Here is a 20,417-nt window from a genome sequence, read left to right as displayed (position 1 = left end):
TATAAATTAATTAATATTATATATCAAATTCATTTTATCATAAAAGAACCACTAGCTTTATAACTTTAAATGCTAGTGGCTCTAAATATTTTCATTGTTGGTTTTAGCTTAAATTAAAGCATTTATTTTAACTTATCTCTTCTAATTTATCCATCAATAATAATATTAGTAATTTACTTCTTAGTTATAAGTATAATACATTTATAATGGAATTCCTTAATCAATTCCACTTTAGAAATACTTCTTCCTTTATATACATTAATAACAATCCCAACTATGAACATATTAATAATAATTGATGTCCCACTATAACTTATAAATGGCAATGATACTCCTCCAACAGCTAGCCCTAGATTAAATAATATATTCCATACAAATTGAATTCCTAATATGTTTGTAAGTCCAAGTACTAAAGATTTTCCATAGCTATTTTTTACACTTATTGCTACTTTAATTATTCTAATTAATAAAGTTGCTAATAGTATTACAACTATTGCTCCAGCTACCCAACCAAAGCTATACACTATAGATGAAAAAATTACATCATTATAAAATTCAGGAAGTGTATTTAAATCAAAATTTACTCCTCTACCAATTAATACAGAAGAATCTCTCATTATTTTAAGCTGATTATATACATATCCAGAATCATTAATATCATTCCATCTGTTAATAAAACCTGAAACAGATTCAAATCCTACTCTTGTTAAAAATAAAATTAAAATTTCAATGGCAGCAAACAATCCTAAAATCTTTTTGTTTGCTTTCGACATATAAACTAATAAATTTAATGATACTCCATACATAATAAAATATCCTAATATATTTATATTAGCCATTGCTACCAATAATAACGGCACTATTCCTAACAATAATCCCTTTATCATATTATTTCTGTTATTCCAATCATACTTATCATATATTCCTGCTAATGCAACTATGAAAATAATTGGGCCAAAGTAAGCCGTATTTATTGAAAATCCCCCTATTTGTAACACTTGCCCATGGCCACTAATAAATCCATCAAAAAATGAAAATACTGTACAGCTCATTAGAACTATGCCAACTATATAAATATATTTTGAATATATTTTTATCTTTCTATAATCAATAAAACATCCTACTACTAATGCAACCAATCCTATAGTACCCCATAATATGCTTCTATCTAATATTAAACTACTGCGAAAGATTCTATAAAGATTACCATTGATTTGGAATAAAGTTATAACCCCAATACTTAATAAAACTAATGTAATACTCATTACTATTATGCTCCATTCCGGATTACATTTATGAATCTCATTAAGTTCGTCTCCAACATGTTTTGATGAGCCCATTTCATTTATTGCTTCTTTTAATGCTTCATTTTCACTTTTACCACCTTTTAGATATTCATTAGCTTTTTCTTCTAAATGTGCATTTAATTCTGCTATAATTTCTTTATGCACTCTTTTATTTTTCACTTGGGCACAAACATCATTAATATACGTTTGGATTTCATTATTTTTTTTTAAGTCCACGCTTTTCACTCCTAACTTTTAATTAATTTATTTTCTGTAATCTTTGAATATCGCTTGAAAAACTAAATTTTTGAACTTCCTCAGTCTTAGTTTTTAGATGTTCTCTGCCTTTTCTAGTTAATTTATAATATTTCTTTTCTATATCATCTTCATCTTTCCAATATGATTCAAGTAATCCTTTGTTTTCTAGAAAATGTAGAACAGGATAGACCTCCCCTTCATTCATTGAAAATGTTCCTTTTGATTTAATATCCATCTCTTTAATTACTGCATATCCATACATATCTTTTCTTCGAATTAATAACAACACTAAGATATTTAAATCATCTTTTTTAGCTTCTATTTTTTCTTCTTCTCTAACTATAGTTAATATATTCTGTAATATTTCTTCTTTAAGTTTTAAATTATTATCAATAGATTTACTTATTAACTCTTCTTTTTTCAACGTGCTTCCTCCTGACTTAATATTTTCTTATATATTGAATTCATTATTTATCTTATCCATTGTTCTATACAATCTGTTCTTAACCGTTGATTCACTTATATTTAATTTCTTACCTATATCCTTTATTTTTAAATCATTTCTAAAATACAATAAGAATATTTTTAAAGTAAGCATGTCCTTTTGTTTCAAATAATTCCATATATCTTTGCATAACAATATTTCATCATAATTGCTTTCAGTTTTTAAATCATTTTGAAACTTATTAAAGTTTTCTTCATCATATGTTGAAAACACAGGGATATAATTTTGTGCTATTTTTAATATTCCATAATGTTTATATATTTCATTTCTTGCTATTACTATTAAATATTTCTTTGGATCTTTTATCTCTCTCTTACTTTTTAATGCTCTATAAAAATTCAAATATATGTTTTGTAGTAAATCCCCTATATCATTATAATTTCTACATTTTGATGATACATATCTTAAAACATCATCATATGTTGCGTTATATATTTCCGTCAGCAATTCTTCTATGTTCGTTTCTTCCAATATTCACACCCCCTACACTACTATTGATAGTAATATTCTTCACTTTGTTTCATAAAAATCTTTTTTATTTTAATATTTCTTATATACATTGGGAAAATAGTATTTAGCATAAATATAATTAATAACATAAGCAAAAGCTATGAATTTAGAAGTTTGTTTTCTAAACTCATAGCTTTTTTCTTAGGTTCTCTTTAAAACACAGTATTAATAAAATTACAATTCTTAATTATTTATTCCAATAATCATTAATTTTGAATTTTCACCTGTTGTCATTACCTCACTAATCCAAATATTATTCCTTGATAATTCACAAACATATATTTTGTATAAGCATTACTAATCACTTTCTTAAAATTTTCATTAAAAATTTTATTATAATTTCTAATGAAGTCATCTTCATTTTCTATTTGAGTGACTTTATTATTAACTTTAACCTTGATAGGATATGATACTTGTTCCGCTAATTGTTTCCTATTATCATTTACCACATAATTTTGAATTTCGCTAACAAAATTCTCTACATCTTGATCACTCTCTGTGCCTACTGGTAATGCATACCGTTTTCCATATTGAGCGCCCGTAATTATACTTTCAAGTGATAATGTAAATGGATAACTTTTTTTATTGTCTGCACTTATCCATGTTCCTACAATTTTATCAACAGTATTCATCGTTCCTTTAAATATACCTGTATTTTTTCCGTTCTCATCATATTCATATAATACAATCTCTTTCTCTCCTGCTTTCCTTTGAGTTTAATTTCTTTTCTCTGACTATCATAAAAGTATGAACCAACTATATCTTTTCCTAATTGATAAATACTCATTTTGATTGACATATTATCACCTATAATACCTTCATAGTCATGATATCCCTTTTCAAAAGGACTCTTAGAAGTATCTATATTATCAAGTAAACTAGGCTTTGTATCACTATTAGTATCATTAGCCCCTTGAGACGTGCTTTCTGGCTGTGATTGAGATTGTTGATTGTTACTTGATGAAGTATTTTCCGTCACCGTATCATTAACAGTTTTATTAGCTGATTTATTTTCGGTTGAACATCCTGCTAATATAACAGTAAATATAATCATAATTATTATAATTTTTTTCACATTTAATCTCCCTCGTATATTATATTATTTTCATATAAGATTATAGACTGTATTCTTTCTACTATGTCAGCATCTAAATTAATTAAATGTCCTTTTGTTTCTCCCAAAAACTAGAGATTGCACCACAACCAACGATTTTATTATCTATACATGCAACGTACATATGTGAATAACCACTAATCTTCAATACCTTATATGAACTCCTGATGTCTCCTATAAATTGTTATATTGAAAATATTGTGTCTATTATTTAAATACAATTTTATTTATATTCTTTTATTAAATTTACTTATGAATTCTTTTTCCTCCAAAAGCCGAAATTGTTCGTGTTCCTGCAATGTACCTTCCACCTTGTAAAGTTCCTTTTGGAACAAATATCTCATCACCTGGATTTAATACAATTTCTTTTCCATCAATAATTGCTGTATACTGACCAAAAACAACAACCGTGTATTCATCAAATTCATGCTTATGTTCTTTAGAAACTCTATCTGAATAGCATGTCCAAAAAGCCATTTGGCTACCGTCTTCACCTTCAAAATAATAACCGTCAATATCTTCAGTATTTTGTTGACTGCCACTGATATGATTTTTTTCATTTTTCATAAACTTTGGGAAATCTTTCATGTTTAATACCTCCTATTTTCTATATTCGTTTGGCAACCTTATTTTTTGATTTTTATAATATACTTTAACATTATCATTAAATTATGAAATATTAATTTCTATCATATTCTTTGATTCCTCTCCATAACCTTTCTTTAATTAATCTACACTTAAAAAAATTATTTATAAACCAGCCATTATATCATACGAGGGGTCAATTGATTTTAAAAACTTACCAATCGTTTCACTATCTAATTCACCTTTTGTAATATTAAAATAATCTCCATTAATAATTATTGGATTAACAAATGTTATATTCATTACTTCTTTATCATTGATATAGAATACAGCACTATGTATCCATCCTGTTGATTCCAGATTTTTTGTTTTTTTAATAGAACAACCATCTAAATATCCCATAAATTCTTTAATCTTTTGTTTATCTTCAATCATTACTGGCCCATTTCGTCTGCCCCTTCCATCATAAAAAACTATTTTTGTAATATCATCAAATTTTACACCAGTTACATCACTTATCACTGTAGAGTTTGGATTAATATTTGATGAACTTTTTAGTGAACTAGTTCCTGCATATTGATTCCATTTACCATCTGAACCTACTGTAAATCCATCTATAGTTGTATCGTGAGCCATACTTCCATCTGTATTTAAATAATACAATCTGCCATCATACTTTATCCAACCTGTTTTCATATAGCCATCTTGTTCGAAATAGTACCATTTTCCATCAATCAGTCTCCAACCTACTGACCATGAATTTCCTTCTGTGTTCCACCAACCGTTGGAATCCTGTTTCCACTGTGCACTTGCTCCCATTGGATTTAATGCCAATGCTGAAACTATTAATAATGAATTTGCTATTATTTTCGTTAATTTTAACTTTTTCATTTTTCTTATCCCTCGTATATTATATTATTTATCGTCCTTACTTTTGGAATAAAGTTCTGCCCATGCTGGAAAAAATCCAGAACTTACAGCAATATTCTGTGAGTGAAAATGTGATTCCACAGTTCCATAAAAGGGTATTTTCCCTCTCTTTAAAATCTCATTTTTTAAAAGTGTAACCAAGTTTGTCCCTATACCCTTTCCACGATACTTTGGCAAAACATCAATGCCAATTTGCCATATAGTTTTGCTATCTGCACTAGCCCCTGCCATACCCATTATGTCATCTCCATCAAAAGCTGCAACTGCAAGCACATCTGGATGATTTTTATCAAAAGCAAGAGCTTCTCCAAATCTATTATCGTTCTCAAACTGAAAAAGATCTACATACTCATACCATTTTACACTGGTAATTGGTTCTATACATGACACATTAGGATTTGGTAGATAGTAGTGATGAATATCTGCTATTTCATGACCAAATTCTTGTATTTTAAGGTCAATTTCTCGTAGCTTTGGATATTCAAAAAACCATGCCGCATCTCTATTTAGTAGTTTTTCTCCACACCAAAGCATAAGTTTAGGTGAAGTACTTATAATTGCTCTACCACCAAAACAAAGTATTTTAATAAAGCATCCATCACTGCCATAAATCCGTCTACCATCAATAAGCTTGTTCTTAACTATCGTATTTTTTTCTTTCTCAAAATCAGACATTTGACAATTATAGTCAAGTGTTAATTGTTCCTTAGCAATTTGTAAAATTTCAGTTTTTGTGTACATACTATCACCGTCCATTAATAAATTTATAATATCTACCTAATTTAGGTATTCTTTCATATTAAATCTCTTTTTCAAAACAAAAAAATTCACCTTTTCTAAATGTTACAGTGCCCCTTTTTTCATAACAATTCTTCTCATACAATTTACATGCATGATTATTTTGAGTAAAACAATCTAAACGTATTGCTTCATATTTATTGTCTTTTGCAAATCTTTCAGCATATTCTATAAGAGTTGTTGCGATGCCTTTACTTTTATACTTTGGATTAATACATAACCTATGAATAACTAAATTCTTATCTGTATCGTTTTTCCATTTTATTGCTTCATATTCTCTATCCTGAAATTCATTTAAAATAATAAAGCCTTTAATGATATTTTCATCAATATAAACATAAAGATTTCCTTCATAAACATCATTACTTATTACATCTTCATTGGGGTAAATGCTATCCCATTGATCTATGCCTTCTGATTCCATATCAATAATTGCATCTTTTATTATTTTAATTATTTCCTTAATGTCTTCTAAATTGCCTTTTCTAATTTTCATTTAATTTCTCCCTTGTACATTTTTTGCTATGAATCCAGTCTTTTCTCCTTTTTCAAATCCCGAATTTTCATAAAACCTCAAGATTTCTTCCTTTTTAGATCCTGTAAGAAGCATAACCTTATAACAATTTTTATCCCATGCAATTTCTAACGCCGTGCTTAATACACTTCTTCCATAACCATTATTTCTATAACTTGAATGTGTAACTACATTTTCAATTAATCCATAAGGTCTTGCATTCCTTGTCAAATTTTTGATTATAGTCAGAATACAAGAAGCTACTATTTCACCGTTAACATCTACCACTACATAATAAGAGTTAGGGTCATAATATATTTCGCTCCACAACTTTTCTAAACTTTCATTAATAACAAGTTCTGGATCATCCTTGTTAAGATGCTTGTACAATTGCAGTAACTTTTGTAGCTCATTATGTTGAATCAATCTAACTTCTGCTTGTTGTTCCATTTATATCAGCCTCACTTTATTATAAAACAATTCTCCTAATTTCATTTGCATTTTCATTTTCCACTGTTGTTACACAATTTGAATAGCATTGATTGCAAAGTTGAGCGACTAAAAAATAGCAATAAACTAAGAAATTTATGTTAATTTAAGATATAGCATAAATTTATTTATTTTACTGCTCAGGTTTGCAATCTGAGCAGATTGTGTAGATTATGTTTAAATCAACGTATTCTCAATAACTTTTGTACCACTATCAGTACCAACAATAATACGCTTACACATATTAATAAATAATCCTGTTTCTAAAACTCCTGTTATTCCATTAACTTTATCATAAACATCATTAATGTCCATTAGTTTTCCTATATGTAAATCAACTATATAATTCCCATTGTCAGTTATAAACACATTACAATCTTTCATCCTTATTACAGGATTTAAAGAATAATTTTTTAATTTTCTAATAACTTGTGTATAACCATAAGGTAATATTTCAATTGGCAACGGAAACGCTCCAATACTATCAACTAATTTACTATCATCCATAATCCATATTACTTCATTGGCTAAGTTAGCAACGATTTTTTCTCTGAATAATGCTCCCCCGCCACCTTTGATTGCATTAAAATGTTTATCTATTTCATCTACACCGTCAATACATAAATCAATTCTATCTAATTCATCTATTTGTACTAAAGGAATATGTAATTCTTTTGCTAAATTTTCTGTATCTTTTGAAGTTGCAACTGCCTTTAAATTCATACCATTTTGAACTAGTTCTCCAACCTTTTTAATCATATAATACGCTGTAGAACCTGTTCCTAATCCTAATATCATTCCATCTTTTATATATTCTGTTGCTTTTTGTCCAGCAATTCTTTTTTGTTCCATACTTACCTCCTAAACTTCACAATAAATTACTAGTGAGTATTATCGAAACCGTATATATTCTTCTATATACTTTGCCACTCCATCAGCGTCATTCAAAACTGTTATGACATTTGCTACTTTTTCAACTTGTGGAATAGCATTTTCCATAGCTATTCCCAAGCCACAATATTTTATCATTTCAATATCATTATAATCATACCCAAAGGCAATTACATCCTCCAAAGCAACTCTCAAATATTTAATTAGCTTGTTATTATTTTCTCTATATAATGATTTCCTCCATTCGCTTTCATTTACTTTATAAAGCCAATTATAACATATTTTTCATAAACCACATTATTCAACTTTTAAACAAATTTTCATATTTCACTTTGTCAAATCTACATATTGACATAGTCTTACGTGAAAAAATATCGCAAATTCATTTTTTATTTGAATAATGCGATATTTTTAATTTACTATTTATTTTTATCCAATACATATAATAAGAAAATGTATGTTATATCTCTATAAGAATTAAGCTCACTTTACTGGGTTAATTTTCTTTTCAAACAACACTAGCTTAACAGAGCCCTCCATATACTCCTTTACAATGTTATATCCAAATTTCTTATAAAAATAATGGTTTCTCTCCTTATCCGCAGGTGTCTCTAAAGTCCAAACAGTTGCCTTAGGAAATTCACTTTCAATAAACCTAAGAGCTTCTTGTCCTATTCCTTTGTTTTCATAATCTGGTATAACACAAAGACACCCAAGGAAATAAGTATTATCATTATTATCTCTTACACCAATATTACCTACTATTTTATTATCAGAGATTATATTATATATTATTCTGCTTAAAAAGACGTTCTTCATATTCTCCTTTGTAAGATTATATCCAGGGCATTCACCATATTTAACATAATCTTCATAAAAACTTTTATTTCTTACATTAATCAATTCATCAATATCATCAATAGTTGCTTTTTCAAATTCAATTTTCATAATCTAATTTCCTTTCATAATTTACCTAATACTTAGTATAAAGACGTCTCTACCCAGAAATATAGCAAATTGAATAACTTAATTTCCTATTTATACTGGTAATTTTTCAATTTTAGGTATTATTCCACTATTCCATTCTTCCACTCAAACTTCACGAAACGTGTGCCTTGAAAAGTCAATGACCCCCATTCATATTCTGAAATACTATTATAAATTCGCCATCCAACAGTAAATTTAAGTTCACTGCCTGTATCAAGTTCAAATATTAGTATTAAAGTTTCATTTGTTGTCATAATTCCATTAGCATCTGTTTGAGTATGACTATCTCTTTTTTTCTTAATTAGTTGTGCTTTTGTAGATATAACTGGAGAATTTTCATTTTTCACATATGTGCTAATTACACTAAAAATTATAAAAGCTAAAATAACAAAAAATATTAATTGAAATCCAAACATAAAAAGCCTCCTTATTTATAAATAAAATCATACTTCCTTATATCCATAATTTTTCTTTTTTTGATTATCTGATCGTGTAAATTTTTTACACGATCATTAATAGACTACACTTCAAAAGTCATCCCATCATAAGCAAAAATAATTTCATTATATTGATTTTCCAATTTTAAATAATCATCATAAGACTTACCCCAGTCTTCTTCTAAATGAGTGATGATAACTTTTTTGATCTTATATTTATCTTTTAAATTTTCAATTTCACTCATACTAAACAACTCATTACTAATACTGTTTCCTTCTTTTAAAATGTAACCATCCTTTAGCACTTCACCAACAATAGTATTTCCGATAATCATAACATCTGCATTTTTAAAAATATCATTACTTGGAAATGGCTTTACATCACATGGAGCATAAATAACTTTTCTTTCTCCTTGTTCAAAGACAAATACTGTTGCAGATGCCACCTTAACAAATGTCAATTTTATGTTATCCAATTTAATATAGTCTGTTACTACATTTCTTTTTATTACATTTCTAATATTTTCATAATAATCTAAATATGGCCCATATTTTGAACATATAGAATTTATATCTAACATAACATGCTCCATAGCAAATACGCTTATTGGATTTGTACATTCTTTTCCTTCAGAAATTTCAAACCAATTAAGACGCATATGTTCAAAAACTCTCATACCAAGTACATGATCTGGATCAATATGACTAAATAACACCGTATTAACTTGCTGAATATCAGCATAATTCAGTGCATGTGATATATCTTCTGGTGTATCTACTAATAAATTTAAATCTTCTAAAAACAAACTACATCCAAATCTAGAATAAGGTTTGCCTTTTTCTCTTGCCTATGTACAAATTTTGCATTTGCATAATGGTTTAGGTTTAGGTAATGCAACGCATCCTCCACTACCTATTATTGCAATAACATATCCTTCATAAGATTCTAAAGGCTCAAACTCACCAATAATATAAACATCTATTTCTTCTCCATCACCTGAAACAATACTAGGAATATATCCATAATTTATTGGATATACAAATCCATGATTATGGTGTTTTGAACCTAATGACCTATCCATGACCACCTTAACTTTTTTACACAAATATTCTTCCATTAATTTCACTTGCCTCTATATACTCTATCTTTTATATCTTATTGTATTTCACTTAATAATCCTTGCTCTTATAACTCTCAAATTTCTTAATGCAGATGCTTACAAATTCTTCTGGAATAATTTTTTCATATGTGCGTGCTCTATTTTTAATTTTTATTAAGCTCCGTTGTATATCTATTTTCATATTTCTTCCGAGTATTATTTCTATTTGATATATTCTAAACCATATTTATTCTGAACCATATATATTCTTCAGAATATGCTGATATAATGGGACCTAAGCGAGATTAAATTAAAAGTTAATTATCATTTTTCTCTTAAAATTCAGATGTCAAAGTCCCCTGATGAAAAATCATTTTCCACGTTCCATTTAATAATTTCCATATTGAACTACGAAGTGAATATTTCATGCTTTCGCTTAATTCACTATGTTTTATCAATTTGTATGTTGCTAATATACAATCCGTTGACAATTGTTTTATTTCGAATTCTTTTACTTCCCACTTTATTTCTGATGAATCAACATCACTATCAAAAACATCACCTTTGTTATAATAATACATGCTTCCAGAACTACAAATTTCAATAAAATCCTCTGACAGTATTTCACTTATCTTTTCTGCTGATTTTCTTATTTCAGGTTTAAATAACTCTTGTTCCAATTCTAATATATGTTTTTCAAGTAATTTCATTTATAATCTCCTCATATTCCTTAGAAATTTCTATAATACACTTGTTTGCTTCTCTTCTATTTTTAAACACTATTATTTTTTTATCTCTACTTATTTCAAGTCTATCAATGTTTCTTTGACCTGATGTTTTAGGAAAGTTCCAAATATACTTCATAAATTCAAAGTCAAACTTTTCAGGACAACCTTCTGGCATATCTGGTCTTACTTTATTTACATTTGTTATAACTCGTTTAAAGTAACTTAGTAAACAAACTGCTTTATTTAATTCAAAACAAATTACTGTATCAGCCTTTTCAAGACGAATATCCATAGTCCCACCATAGTTCCCGTCTACTATCCATTTATCTCCTGATATTAAGCACTTTTGTTTTTTTACCCAATCCTCCCTTGCCGTTTCAATCCAACCATAATTCCAAAACTCTTTATCAAGATGAATAAGCTTAAGACCTGTTATCATTGCAAGTTTTGTTGAAAATGTACTCTTACCACTACCTGGTGAACCTATAACCATTATTCTATTCCCTATGTTATTCATGATATAGCACCCCTCCGCATGAATATGATTGTTAATTTATTGAATTAATTTGTTATATTCCTTCGTACATAATAATCATCATATATCATAACCTTTTTATCTAATGGAACATATCCTTTACTTTGCAGCGAAGCAATACGTTCAGCTGCATTAGGAATTGCTTTTGTAAGAATAGAATCAACATCAAAAGCTTTGTAAAAATCTTGATTTACAATTTGTAATATTTCATTAATATGCTTTTGATTTTCATATTTGCTTCGTAAATCTATTCGGAGCAATCCAAAATGGTTAAATTCATCTTCTGACTCACGATTAAACATTTCTATAGTTCCAATTTTCTCTTTTGTTGAATTTAAAATAACCGTTAGTCTTACAAAATATCTATGTTCATAAGAATATTGCCAAAAATCAACTGCCTCTTTCATTCTCTCAATAGTAGTATAGTGAAAGTCATCACCATGACAATTATCAGAATTAAATAATGGTACTGCTTTTTCATCAGAATAACATTTTAATAATTCCATCGCATCTTCTAATGTTGTTAATCTTAATTTGATAACATTTGTTGTATAAATCGGACATTCTTTAAAAATATCATTTTTCATAGTCTTTACCCCTTTAATTAAACATAAATACTGCTTATTTCATGCTTTATAACTCTTATGACATAATTCTCATAAATATATCCTTATTATAGCATATTTTACCAATATATTATGAATTAATATTGAAAATTAGAAATGCCGTAAATCCATTTCTGCATAATACGGCATTACAATAGCTTCTTCTTATTTTCAGCTCCAATTTCAATGAAAAAGTCTTCAAGCCTTGTAACTTCTGTTATTCCTTCAAGACGCCCAGGCTTTACATTGTGTACAATCCTATCAATATATCCTTTATTAGTTTTTATTATCACATGTTTTCCAAATAAGTTTTGAGGATTAATTCCACCAATTGTATCAAACCACAAAAAAGCTTTAGAATCTATTCTTTTTATTATTAATCCAATTTCATCTGTATGTGCTACTATCATCAGTTTATTTTTCCCATTGACTTTTTTGACGCAATTAAATTTCCAAGTACATCAACTTCTAAACTATCAACATAATCACTTATTTTATTCTTTACAATTTAAACTACGTCATTTTCAAATCCCGAAACACTATATGCATCACATAATTCTTTAATACTATTTACGAAATCTTCTCTTATTTCATCTTTCTTATAACTCATAAATACTCACTTCTTTCTTAAATCTAATTTTAATTCTACTAATTATTAATACTACAAAATCACAATCATAAAAATACTTTACCATACATGTAATAAATTCATTAATTACTTGTAAAATTTCCCAGGAAATTAAATACCTTATTATATAATCTAAAGCTTGATTTAAAAGTTTTTCCAACTTCATTAATATCATATAAATTCCTACTATATTAAAAATTATCTTTTCTCTCTCTGATTTCATTTTCATTTATAGGCTTAGCATATATATCATTATCAAATTGTTGTATTGCACCTATACCTTTTTGAAATACAAATCTAAGTTTTCCATCTCGTACTTTCTTATCTGTATACACTTTTTAATTAAATCTTCTCTATCTATGTAATGTGGAATTGAAATTGGTAAGCCAATTCTTTCAAGCAAGTTAATACACCTATCCTTTTCTTCATTTGAAATATATCCTAGCTTACAACCTAACATAACTTGAGCTACAATCCCAATAGAAAATGCCTCACCATGTAATAACTTATAATAGCTAACTGTTTCTATTGCTCTACCAACAGTATGACCTAAATTCAAGATTTCCCTTAAACTTTTTTCTTTTTCATCCTGCATTACTACATTATATTTAATTTCACAATTTTTCTCTGCAATATGCTCACAGATAGTTGCATTAAAATCAAAAATATCATAAACATGGTTTTCTAAATACTCAAAAAATTCAATATCTGCAATACAAGCATGCTTTATCGTCTCTGACAATCCACTACTAAGCTACCTTCTAGGCAATGTTTTCCATGCATCAATATCAATATAAACTTTTACAGGTTGATTTATAAGTCCTATAAGATTTTTCCAACATACTATCTTCGATAATTTCTTTTGTCTTTCTGGTTTTACTTTTTTCACCAGCTTCGAATACAAACAAATCAGCCTTGTATCCATTATCAATTAATTCATTATATATTTTACTTCCATATAACTCTTCAACCACACTATCTGTAATAACAGCAAATTTATTTATTCCTCATACAAACCAGACCATTTTTCAAATCATCAATTAATTTGTTTATCAAATCATGTCCTATTTCAACATCATATGAATCATCTACTACTTTTTTTAATTCTACGTGAAACTTTCCCATACTGCACCCCACTTAATTTTTATTAATCATTTATGTTTCCAATATCATAAGAATTTTTAACCCGATACCAATATGTATACACTTTTTCAAATCCAAGAGAGCTGTATAATTGAACAGCTTTTTCATTTAAAGAAGCTACTTGTAAATATGCTAAATCTGCACCATTTTTGATTCCTTGATGTATAATTGCTTTACATATTTTTGTACCAAATCCCTTACGTCTATGCTGTTCCATAACATTGATATCATATAACCCTATTTTATCATTTTCCAGAACACCAAGACCACAAGCTATCATAATTCCACCATCATTTATACTTGCACAAAATACAGGATTCTTTATATTAAAAAGCATAGCTTTTGCTGTTGATTTTATACTCTCTTTTGTCGTTCCATTAAGGTTTAAAAATCCCTCCAGCCATTCATTAGTCATGTCCATACTAATCTTAATTTCTTCACCTTGAAGTTTAATATCTTTATCTATTTTGCACTCCATAATGTCTGCACACTTTTCAATAGTATATCCTTGATTTTCCAAACTAATATCTAAAGCTATATCAACATTTTCTGTCATCTTATATACGCATGGCAACCCACTTTTAAAATATTTATCCTCACAATATTTAATTTTATCTTTTAATTCAATTGTAGATGAATACAATGGATTTATACTATTTCCTCTATATGTATATCCGTTTGAATATCTCAAAACCCATCCATCATATAATTCAGTTAATATTGCTGGAAAAGCATTTATTGATAACTCCTCTAATTGAAGTATTTTGTTCTTCATATTTACATCCTTTTATTTGATATAAAAAAATTTGTTTTATCATTAATAACTCTTATATTATAATTTCATAAATACATGCTTATTATAGCATATTTTACCAATGTACTATAATTTAATTTGGATAAAAAAAGAGATAGTTAACCTTCCACTTCCAAAGAAAAAACTGTTAAACAACTAATTTTTTAGTTGTTTAACAGCTTTTCTTTATTACTATAGATGCCCACAACTGAAATTTTACTTATGCTTGGTATTATATTCAACATTTACTATACTTAGGAGCATATCCAAACAGAGAAATTGGATACATATTTGTGAAGTAGGCATTGAAAATAAGCTGCTGAAGCTTCTTAATGGGAGGTTGTTCCATTATAGTTTGTCCAAATTTTACATTTGGAGCAAACTATAATGGGTGCAACCTCCCATTTAGAATGCTTCCAGCAAAATTTTCACAGTCCTACGGAATAAATATGCATTCAATTTCGGCGGATATAGGCATAAGTATGAGTTCCACTGTGGTTATCTATACATTGATTAATAGATATTTTACATCAATCGCTAAAACTCTCTCTTTTTATTTTTCCCCAACTATTTCTAAACTTTTTAAACCTTATAATTGCATCTATTCTAAAAAGTGTTGTCATTTGTCTATATCCAAAATTCTCTAAAACACCATACCACGAAAGTCTTACTAACTGTTTTATAGATGGATATTTACTAAAAGTATATTCTTCTAATAAAATTGCACCTATAGACAATATTATTCCATAAAGTATGGATGAAACTAAAAACAGTATAAAATATCTAGTGTTAAGTAACCCAAAAGCATAAGATAATGGAATAGAAATATATCCTAACGTTTCAATTACTGGACCTAACATTTCAAAAATCCAAAAATATGGAACTCCTACTATTCCTATTATGCCATATTTAGGATTCATAAATAGTTCTTTATGGCGAAGTAAGCTGTCCATTAAACCAATTTGCCATCTTCTCCTTTGTCCTCTCAAGTCCTTTATATTTTCAGGTGCCTGCGTCCAACAAACAGGGTCAGGTATAAACTTTATTTTATATTTTGTTTTATTTTTTCTTAAAGTTTTGTGAATCTTAACTACGAGTTCCATATCTTCTCCAATAGTATCACTACTATATCCGCCTGCTTGCAAAACAATATCTTTCCTAAATGCTCCAAAAGCACCAGAAATAATTAGTAAACATCCTAATGCATTCCAGCCCATTCTTCCTGTAAGAAATGCTCTCAAATATTCAACTATTTGAAACATTGCTAACTTACTATGGGGCAATCCAATGGATTCAACTTTTCCATCCTTAATCTTACTACCATTAACAATTCTAACAATTCCACCAACAGCAACTGTTAGTTTATCTTCAATAAATGGCATTATTACTCTAACTAAGGAATCACTTTCAAGCATTGAATCCGCATCTATGGACGTAAATATCGGATATTTCGATAGGTTTATGCCAATATTAAGAGCATCTGCTTTACCACCATTTTCCTTATGTACTAAAGTAAGTTTTGGTATGTCAATATTTTTATAGATACCTTTAACTTTTTTTGTTTTTATTAAATATCTTACTGGTTGATTTATTTCTTTCAAATTGTAAGCTTCAACTATCTTTTTAAAAGTATTATCTGTTGAACCATCGTTAATAACTATTACTTCGTGGCATGGATAATTTAACGCTAATAGAGAGTTTATGTTATCTACTATTGTACTTTCCTCATTGTAAGCAGGAACAAGTACTGAAATAGGTATCATATTTGTTGAAGCAGTATACTTCTCATAATCAGAATAATGCATTTTTTTTATATAATCATATAAACTAAAGGCAGATAAAAATAGCTGCAAAAAATTCATAGAATTAATGATTAACACATAATAAAGTACAATCTGATTAAATGTTATAACTATTTGTGTAATAATTACTGTATTCATATGATGCCCTCCTTGTTTTTTTGCACAATATATTGCTTTATTTGGAGAGCTAAGGCTACTTTATCTTCATCATTGGAATTTTCATATAAATAAAGTTCATTATTTAATGAATTTTCTATTGCTGCTATAATTGTATCCTTGGCAAATTTATCTTTCCCTTGGAAAACATCTGAGACTACTGTCATTCCTTTGCTATGGTTCAATATAGATTTAGCAGCATTAAATCTAACGTACCACTGTGAATCAGAAAGTGCTTTTGCTAGCGGGCTTAGGATTTCATCTTGAGCAAAGTTTCCCAATGCATTTGCCGTTACTGCTCTTACCTCCCATTCAATATCTTTTAAAAGTTTTACAATGTCATCTAAATATCTCTCATCAACTATGTTACCAATAGTTTTTACTGCTGCAATTCTTAGTTCCTTATTTTCACTAAACAAATATTTTGATATATCCTGGCTTAATGATATATCCTTATAGTTGCCTGCTGACTTAATAAATACGCATGCAATAAGGCTATTTTCAAAGTTTATCATATATTTATAAATTCTATTTTTGTCACCTTCAAAACTGTCAACTATTTCTATTAGGCTTCTTTCACTCAGCATTAGTGTCGAATTATTATTTTTAAATGCGCGAAGAAACGAATTTTCTTTTCCTATCTTTGCAAGTGCTAAAAGAATATTATATTGTACATCACTATCTGCTATCTTTAGCTCATTTATCAATCTATAAACAGATTTCTTACTTCTAAACTCTCCTAGACGTTTAGCCGCTAAAGCCTTTTTGAAGTTATTTTTATTTTTTAGGTTTTTCATTTCATATTTAATAATTTTTGCATACTGGCATAAGTATGTAAGCTTCGGTAAATATTCACCTTTGCAATTTTCAAAGTAATATAATAATCTTTCTTCTACAATTTCTCTTCTATCTTTATTTTCACAAATCACTTTAAGATTTTTTAGAGTATAAAAGCCTACATCTTTTCCATCTATAATTTCATTAACAATAAAATCAATATAAGGTACTAATTTTTTAGAATATTTTTGTTTTCGTCTGCCTTCATAGGTTTCTACTAATTTTTCAAATACAATGTAGATATATAGAAAAAATATTATTAATGAAAAAAATATTATTGATAGATAAACATATTGTTCCATACATACCTACCTCCTCATCCCAAAAATGCATTTCTTATTAGATCTAATTTTAATATTAAAATAATCTATATAATTATTTCCCAATTGATTTAAAAGCTTTTTTTAAAATGTCGTAAGAAGGTTTAAGTCTTTCGTGATAAGTTGGAATCTCCCATTCATTCCAATTATAAACTTCCATGTTGCTAGTCTCAGTAACAACATTGTTTTTAGTTAGAATTCCGCCTATATAAAGTCCTTCTATTTTTAGTGATGATATTTTATTTTTCTCATTGAAATCATCCATAATCATTTTTGTAGAAGGATCCATAACATTTAAAAGTTGCCACGGGATTCTAATTTCTACTTTATCTTTATTCACAGCATAATCAGCTAACGAATTATAATCCTTGTGCTCTGGATTTGCATCTCCCAGAATCAACTTACCAGTTTCATATTTTTCTAATGGAAGTGTTTTTTCATCTTCTGGTAAAAATAATGATCTATTTAAACATAAATAAATAGGGTTAAAAATTCCACTATCTTTTTTTTCATAAGCCGTATTTTCATCTATCATTTTTAGTTGTTTAGAGTATAGATAATAAAAAGTATCGTAATAAGAATCTGTAACTATTCTTGAACCCTCTTTATTATCTAATACAATTACCATGTCTGTTGGTCTTTTAAATGTTAAATTATAATCATTGTATTTTAAATTTCCAGAGTATGGAGTTATATCAATAGGCAAAAATACTTTATCATTTTGAAAATCAAATCCTTTTATATCTCCCATTATATATAAATACTTTTCATCGCTTTTAACATATAATTTCATGTTACTAGTATCTACTGAAGGCTTATCCCTCTTCCAATCAGAAATGTCTCCATCCACATAACATATACTTTTATCTTCTCCAGGGTCAAAAGCTAAAATTCCAAACTCCTGTTCATTAGTTTGAGGGTTAGACCAATAGGCTCTTTTATCTGGCAAATCTAAATCCATTGTGTTCCAAGTTCTCTTAAACCATTCATCCTGCCATGTAAAAACCAAACCTCCAGCATAACCTTCATCATAAATATCTTGAAGCATTGCTGCATCCATTTCTCCTTGACTTTTTTCATCTATATCCCCCTGATTATATCCCATATGAATATTTTCATGAGCCTTTCCTCTTGATGCTGGTATTCCAAACTCTGCTACTAATACTGGTACTGTATGTTCTTTTATTAAATCCTTTAAATAAGCTTTGTACGTATTTATCTTTCCATCCTCATCTGTATATGTTGCATAGTCATGCTGATAATTCATAAAATCTGGATAATAAGGATATACGTGATATGATGCAAAAAGCCCTGGTTTGAATGAATCACTTTTCTTTATATGTTCTGTATTCACTTCAACCATATCTTCCTTTTTTAACGGTTCATTAGGATGTTTTAGTGTATCTGTCGTAACCCAGTTAGTAAAACTTAACGGTCTTTGCAATTTATACTTTTCAGTTTCATAGTTTATAGCATAATCTCCACATTCCGCTAAAAATGCTTCAAAAGGAGAAGCGTTTTCTGTATATAAGTATTTTCCATCAAAACTATTAATACTTTCATTAATCTTATTTGTATTTTCTACAAACTCTGGATCCCATTCAAGTCCTAATATCCATCCCATTACATAAGGTGATATATCTTTTGTATACACTCCGCTAGCATGCCCTCTTTTAGCTTCAAGCTCAGCCTTTCCATGAATTATATCAATTAATGTTTTTATATCTTCTTTAAAACCATTTTTTATTATTGGATTATGTGCATCTTGTAATTCCGATAGATCATCTTCATTAATCCATGTTCCTTGAAAAATATATATAGGTTTTAATGAAGTTTTATTATAGTCATATAATGCATCATAAAATTCTGGTTTAAGGATTGTATATACCCTTATTGTGTCCGCATTCATATCTGCTATTTGTTTAAACCATCTCAAATATTCTTCTTTTGTTATAGCTAATTCTCCAGGAAAAGTACCCGGTTTTGCCGCACCAATATTTACCCCTTTAATAAAGGATTTTTCCCATTTTCCATAACTGTATATATAAAATGATGTATTATCGACTTTAGCAATATAGGATATACCATCCCCTGTATATACTGATGCTTCGTTTCTGATTATGTATATATACTTAAAACTTAGAAAGGCTGATAAAACAATAATTATTGAAAATATTATGAATTTTTTCATTGTTTTACTCCTTTCTGCTAAATAATTAAACAAATCGCTATAGCTAATTCAAAAATATAATTAGTACAATTATATTTTATATACATATAGTAACATATTTGTAGCAAAAATTACAATATAGTTATCGAAAATTGTCTAAATTAAGATTTTAAACTCGTATGTACTTTTAGCTTTAGTAACAAAAATAAAGCACTACTTATTTTTAATATTAAGTAGTACTTTTTAACTTTTTTCTCTCTGCTAATCCATTAATAAATTGCTTTTTATTAAATTTA

The 20,417-nt window shown here is 28.0% G+C and carries 24 protein-coding genes and 2 pseudogenes; all 26 read right to left on the bottom strand.

Annotated elements, in window-relative coordinates:
* Positions 1-173: 173 nt before the first annotated feature.
* Positions 174-1,523 carry an FtsW/RodA/SpoVE family cell cycle protein gene (locus psyc5s11_RS11890; protein WP_224037783.1) on the bottom strand — a complete coding sequence of 450 codons (1,350 nt, stop codon included), beginning with the start codon at positions 1,521-1,523 and terminating at the stop codon, positions 174-176.
* A gap of 22 nt (positions 1,524-1,545) precedes the next feature.
* The gene (locus psyc5s11_RS11885; protein ID WP_224037782.1) at positions 1,546-1,968 is read right to left on the bottom strand and encodes a PadR family transcriptional regulator; all 423 of its coding nucleotides are present in this window, start codon (positions 1,966-1,968) and stop codon (positions 1,546-1,548) included.
* A 27-nt stretch (positions 1,969-1,995) separates the two neighbouring features.
* Positions 1,996-2,520: an RNA polymerase sigma factor gene (locus psyc5s11_RS11880; protein ID WP_224037781.1), complete on the bottom strand. Its 525-nt coding sequence runs from the start codon at positions 2,518-2,520 to the stop codon at positions 1,996-1,998.
* A gap of 272 nt (positions 2,521-2,792) precedes the next feature.
* Entirely contained in the window at positions 2,793-3,191 is a 399-nt protein-coding gene (locus psyc5s11_RS11875) for a hypothetical protein (RefSeq protein WP_224037780.1), read from the bottom strand.
* The gene (locus psyc5s11_RS11870) at positions 3,188-3,634 is read right to left on the bottom strand and encodes a hypothetical protein (protein WP_224037779.1); all 447 of its coding nucleotides are present in this window, start codon (positions 3,632-3,634) and stop codon (positions 3,188-3,190) included. Before psyc5s11_RS11870 ends, psyc5s11_RS11875 begins: the two co-directional genes overlap by 4 nt.
* A 285-nt stretch (positions 3,635-3,919) precedes the next feature.
* Positions 3,920-4,261, bottom strand: coding sequence for a cupin domain-containing protein (locus psyc5s11_RS11865; protein WP_224037778.1), 342 nt, complete (start codon positions 4,259-4,261; stop codon positions 3,920-3,922).
* 162 nt (positions 4,262-4,423) lie between these two features.
* Positions 4,424-5,149 (bottom strand): cell wall-binding protein, encoded by a 726-nt coding sequence (locus tag psyc5s11_RS11860; RefSeq protein ID WP_224037777.1) that lies wholly within the window; start codon positions 5,147-5,149, stop codon positions 4,424-4,426.
* Between the two features lie 24 nt (positions 5,150-5,173).
* The gene (locus psyc5s11_RS11855; protein ID WP_224037776.1) at positions 5,174-5,929 is read right to left on the bottom strand and encodes a GNAT family N-acetyltransferase; all 756 of its coding nucleotides are present in this window, start codon (positions 5,927-5,929) and stop codon (positions 5,174-5,176) included.
* Between the two features lie 58 nt (positions 5,930-5,987).
* Entirely contained in the window at positions 5,988-6,482 is a 495-nt protein-coding gene (locus psyc5s11_RS11850) for a GNAT family N-acetyltransferase (RefSeq protein WP_224037775.1), read from the bottom strand.
* Positions 6,483-6,950, bottom strand: a complete 468-nt coding sequence (locus psyc5s11_RS11845) for a GNAT family N-acetyltransferase (protein WP_224037774.1) — start codon at positions 6,948-6,950, stop codon at positions 6,483-6,485.
* A 216-nt stretch (positions 6,951-7,166) separates the two neighbouring features.
* Entirely contained in the window at positions 7,167-7,841 is a 675-nt protein-coding gene (rpiA, locus tag psyc5s11_RS11840; protein WP_224037773.1) for a ribose-5-phosphate isomerase RpiA, read from the bottom strand.
* A gap of 39 nt (positions 7,842-7,880) precedes the next feature.
* Positions 7,881-8,084 (bottom strand): HAD hydrolase family protein, encoded by a 204-nt coding sequence (locus tag psyc5s11_RS11835; protein ID WP_224038184.1) that lies wholly within the window; start codon positions 8,082-8,084, stop codon positions 7,881-7,883.
* Positions 8,085-8,363: 279 nt separating this feature from the next.
* Positions 8,364-8,828, bottom strand: a complete 465-nt coding sequence (locus psyc5s11_RS11830; protein ID WP_224037772.1) for a GNAT family N-acetyltransferase — start codon at positions 8,826-8,828, stop codon at positions 8,364-8,366.
* Between the two features lie 119 nt (positions 8,829-8,947).
* Entirely contained in the window at positions 8,948-9,283 is a 336-nt protein-coding gene (locus psyc5s11_RS11825; protein WP_224037771.1) for a DUF2500 domain-containing protein, read from the bottom strand.
* Positions 9,284-9,387: 104 nt separating this feature from the next.
* A complete protein-coding gene (locus tag psyc5s11_RS11820) occupies positions 9,388-10,110 on the bottom strand; it encodes an MBL fold metallo-hydrolase (RefSeq protein WP_224037770.1) in 723 nt (240 codons plus the stop codon).
* A gap of 42 nt (positions 10,111-10,152) precedes the next feature.
* On the bottom strand, positions 10,153-10,422 hold the full coding sequence (locus psyc5s11_RS11815; protein ID WP_224037769.1) for an inorganic diphosphatase: 270 nt from the start codon (positions 10,420-10,422) through the stop codon (positions 10,153-10,155).
* A gap of 317 nt (positions 10,423-10,739) precedes the next feature.
* Positions 10,740-11,114: a nuclear transport factor 2 family protein gene (locus tag psyc5s11_RS11810; RefSeq protein WP_224037768.1), complete on the bottom strand. Its 375-nt coding sequence runs from the start codon at positions 11,112-11,114 to the stop codon at positions 10,740-10,742.
* Entirely contained in the window at positions 11,101-11,649 is a 549-nt protein-coding gene (locus tag psyc5s11_RS11805; protein WP_224037767.1) for a P-loop NTPase family protein, read from the bottom strand. Before psyc5s11_RS11805 ends, psyc5s11_RS11810 begins: the two co-directional genes overlap by 14 nt.
* Positions 11,650-11,693: 44 nt before the next feature.
* On the bottom strand, positions 11,694-12,254 hold the full coding sequence (locus psyc5s11_RS11800) for a GNAT family N-acetyltransferase (protein ID WP_224037766.1): 561 nt from the start codon (positions 12,252-12,254) through the stop codon (positions 11,694-11,696).
* A 167-nt stretch (positions 12,255-12,421) separates the two neighbouring features.
* Positions 12,422-12,694: pseudogene (locus psyc5s11_RS11795) on the bottom strand (hypothetical protein); the annotation flags it as partial.
* A gap of 177 nt (positions 12,695-12,871) precedes the next feature.
* Complete coding sequence (locus psyc5s11_RS11790) at positions 12,872-13,129, bottom strand: hypothetical protein (RefSeq protein ID WP_224038286.1); 258 nt, start codon at positions 13,127-13,129, stop codon at positions 12,872-12,874.
* Positions 13,092-14,025 (bottom strand): annotated as a pseudogene (locus psyc5s11_RS11785) (3-dehydroquinate synthase family protein). The gene psyc5s11_RS11790 and the pseudogene psyc5s11_RS11785 overlap by 38 nt, the downstream one beginning before the upstream one ends.
* A gap of 22 nt (positions 14,026-14,047) precedes the next feature.
* On the bottom strand, positions 14,048-14,818 hold the full coding sequence (locus tag psyc5s11_RS11780) for a GNAT family N-acetyltransferase (RefSeq protein WP_224037765.1): 771 nt from the start codon (positions 14,816-14,818) through the stop codon (positions 14,048-14,050).
* 548 nt (positions 14,819-15,366) lie between these two features.
* Positions 15,367-16,776, bottom strand: a complete 1,410-nt coding sequence (locus psyc5s11_RS11775) for a glycosyltransferase family 2 protein (protein ID WP_224037764.1) — start codon at positions 16,774-16,776, stop codon at positions 15,367-15,369.
* Positions 16,773-17,933: a HEAT repeat domain-containing protein gene (locus tag psyc5s11_RS11770; RefSeq protein ID WP_224037763.1), complete on the bottom strand. Its 1,161-nt coding sequence runs from the start codon at positions 17,931-17,933 to the stop codon at positions 16,773-16,775. The genes psyc5s11_RS11775 and psyc5s11_RS11770 overlap by 4 nt, the downstream gene beginning before the upstream one ends.
* Before the next feature lie 73 nt (positions 17,934-18,006).
* The gene (locus psyc5s11_RS11765) at positions 18,007-20,142 is read right to left on the bottom strand and encodes a family 2 glycosyl transferase (RefSeq protein ID WP_224037762.1); all 2,136 of its coding nucleotides are present in this window, start codon (positions 20,140-20,142) and stop codon (positions 18,007-18,009) included.
* Positions 20,143-20,417: the final 275 nt, after the last annotated feature.

Source organism: Clostridium gelidum, assembly GCF_019977655.1.
Lineage (GTDB): Bacteria > Bacillota > Clostridia > Clostridiales > Clostridiaceae > Clostridium > Clostridium gelidum.
The sequence above is the reverse complement of the archived record's forward strand: the minus strand, read 5'-3'. Positions and strand labels throughout refer to the sequence as shown.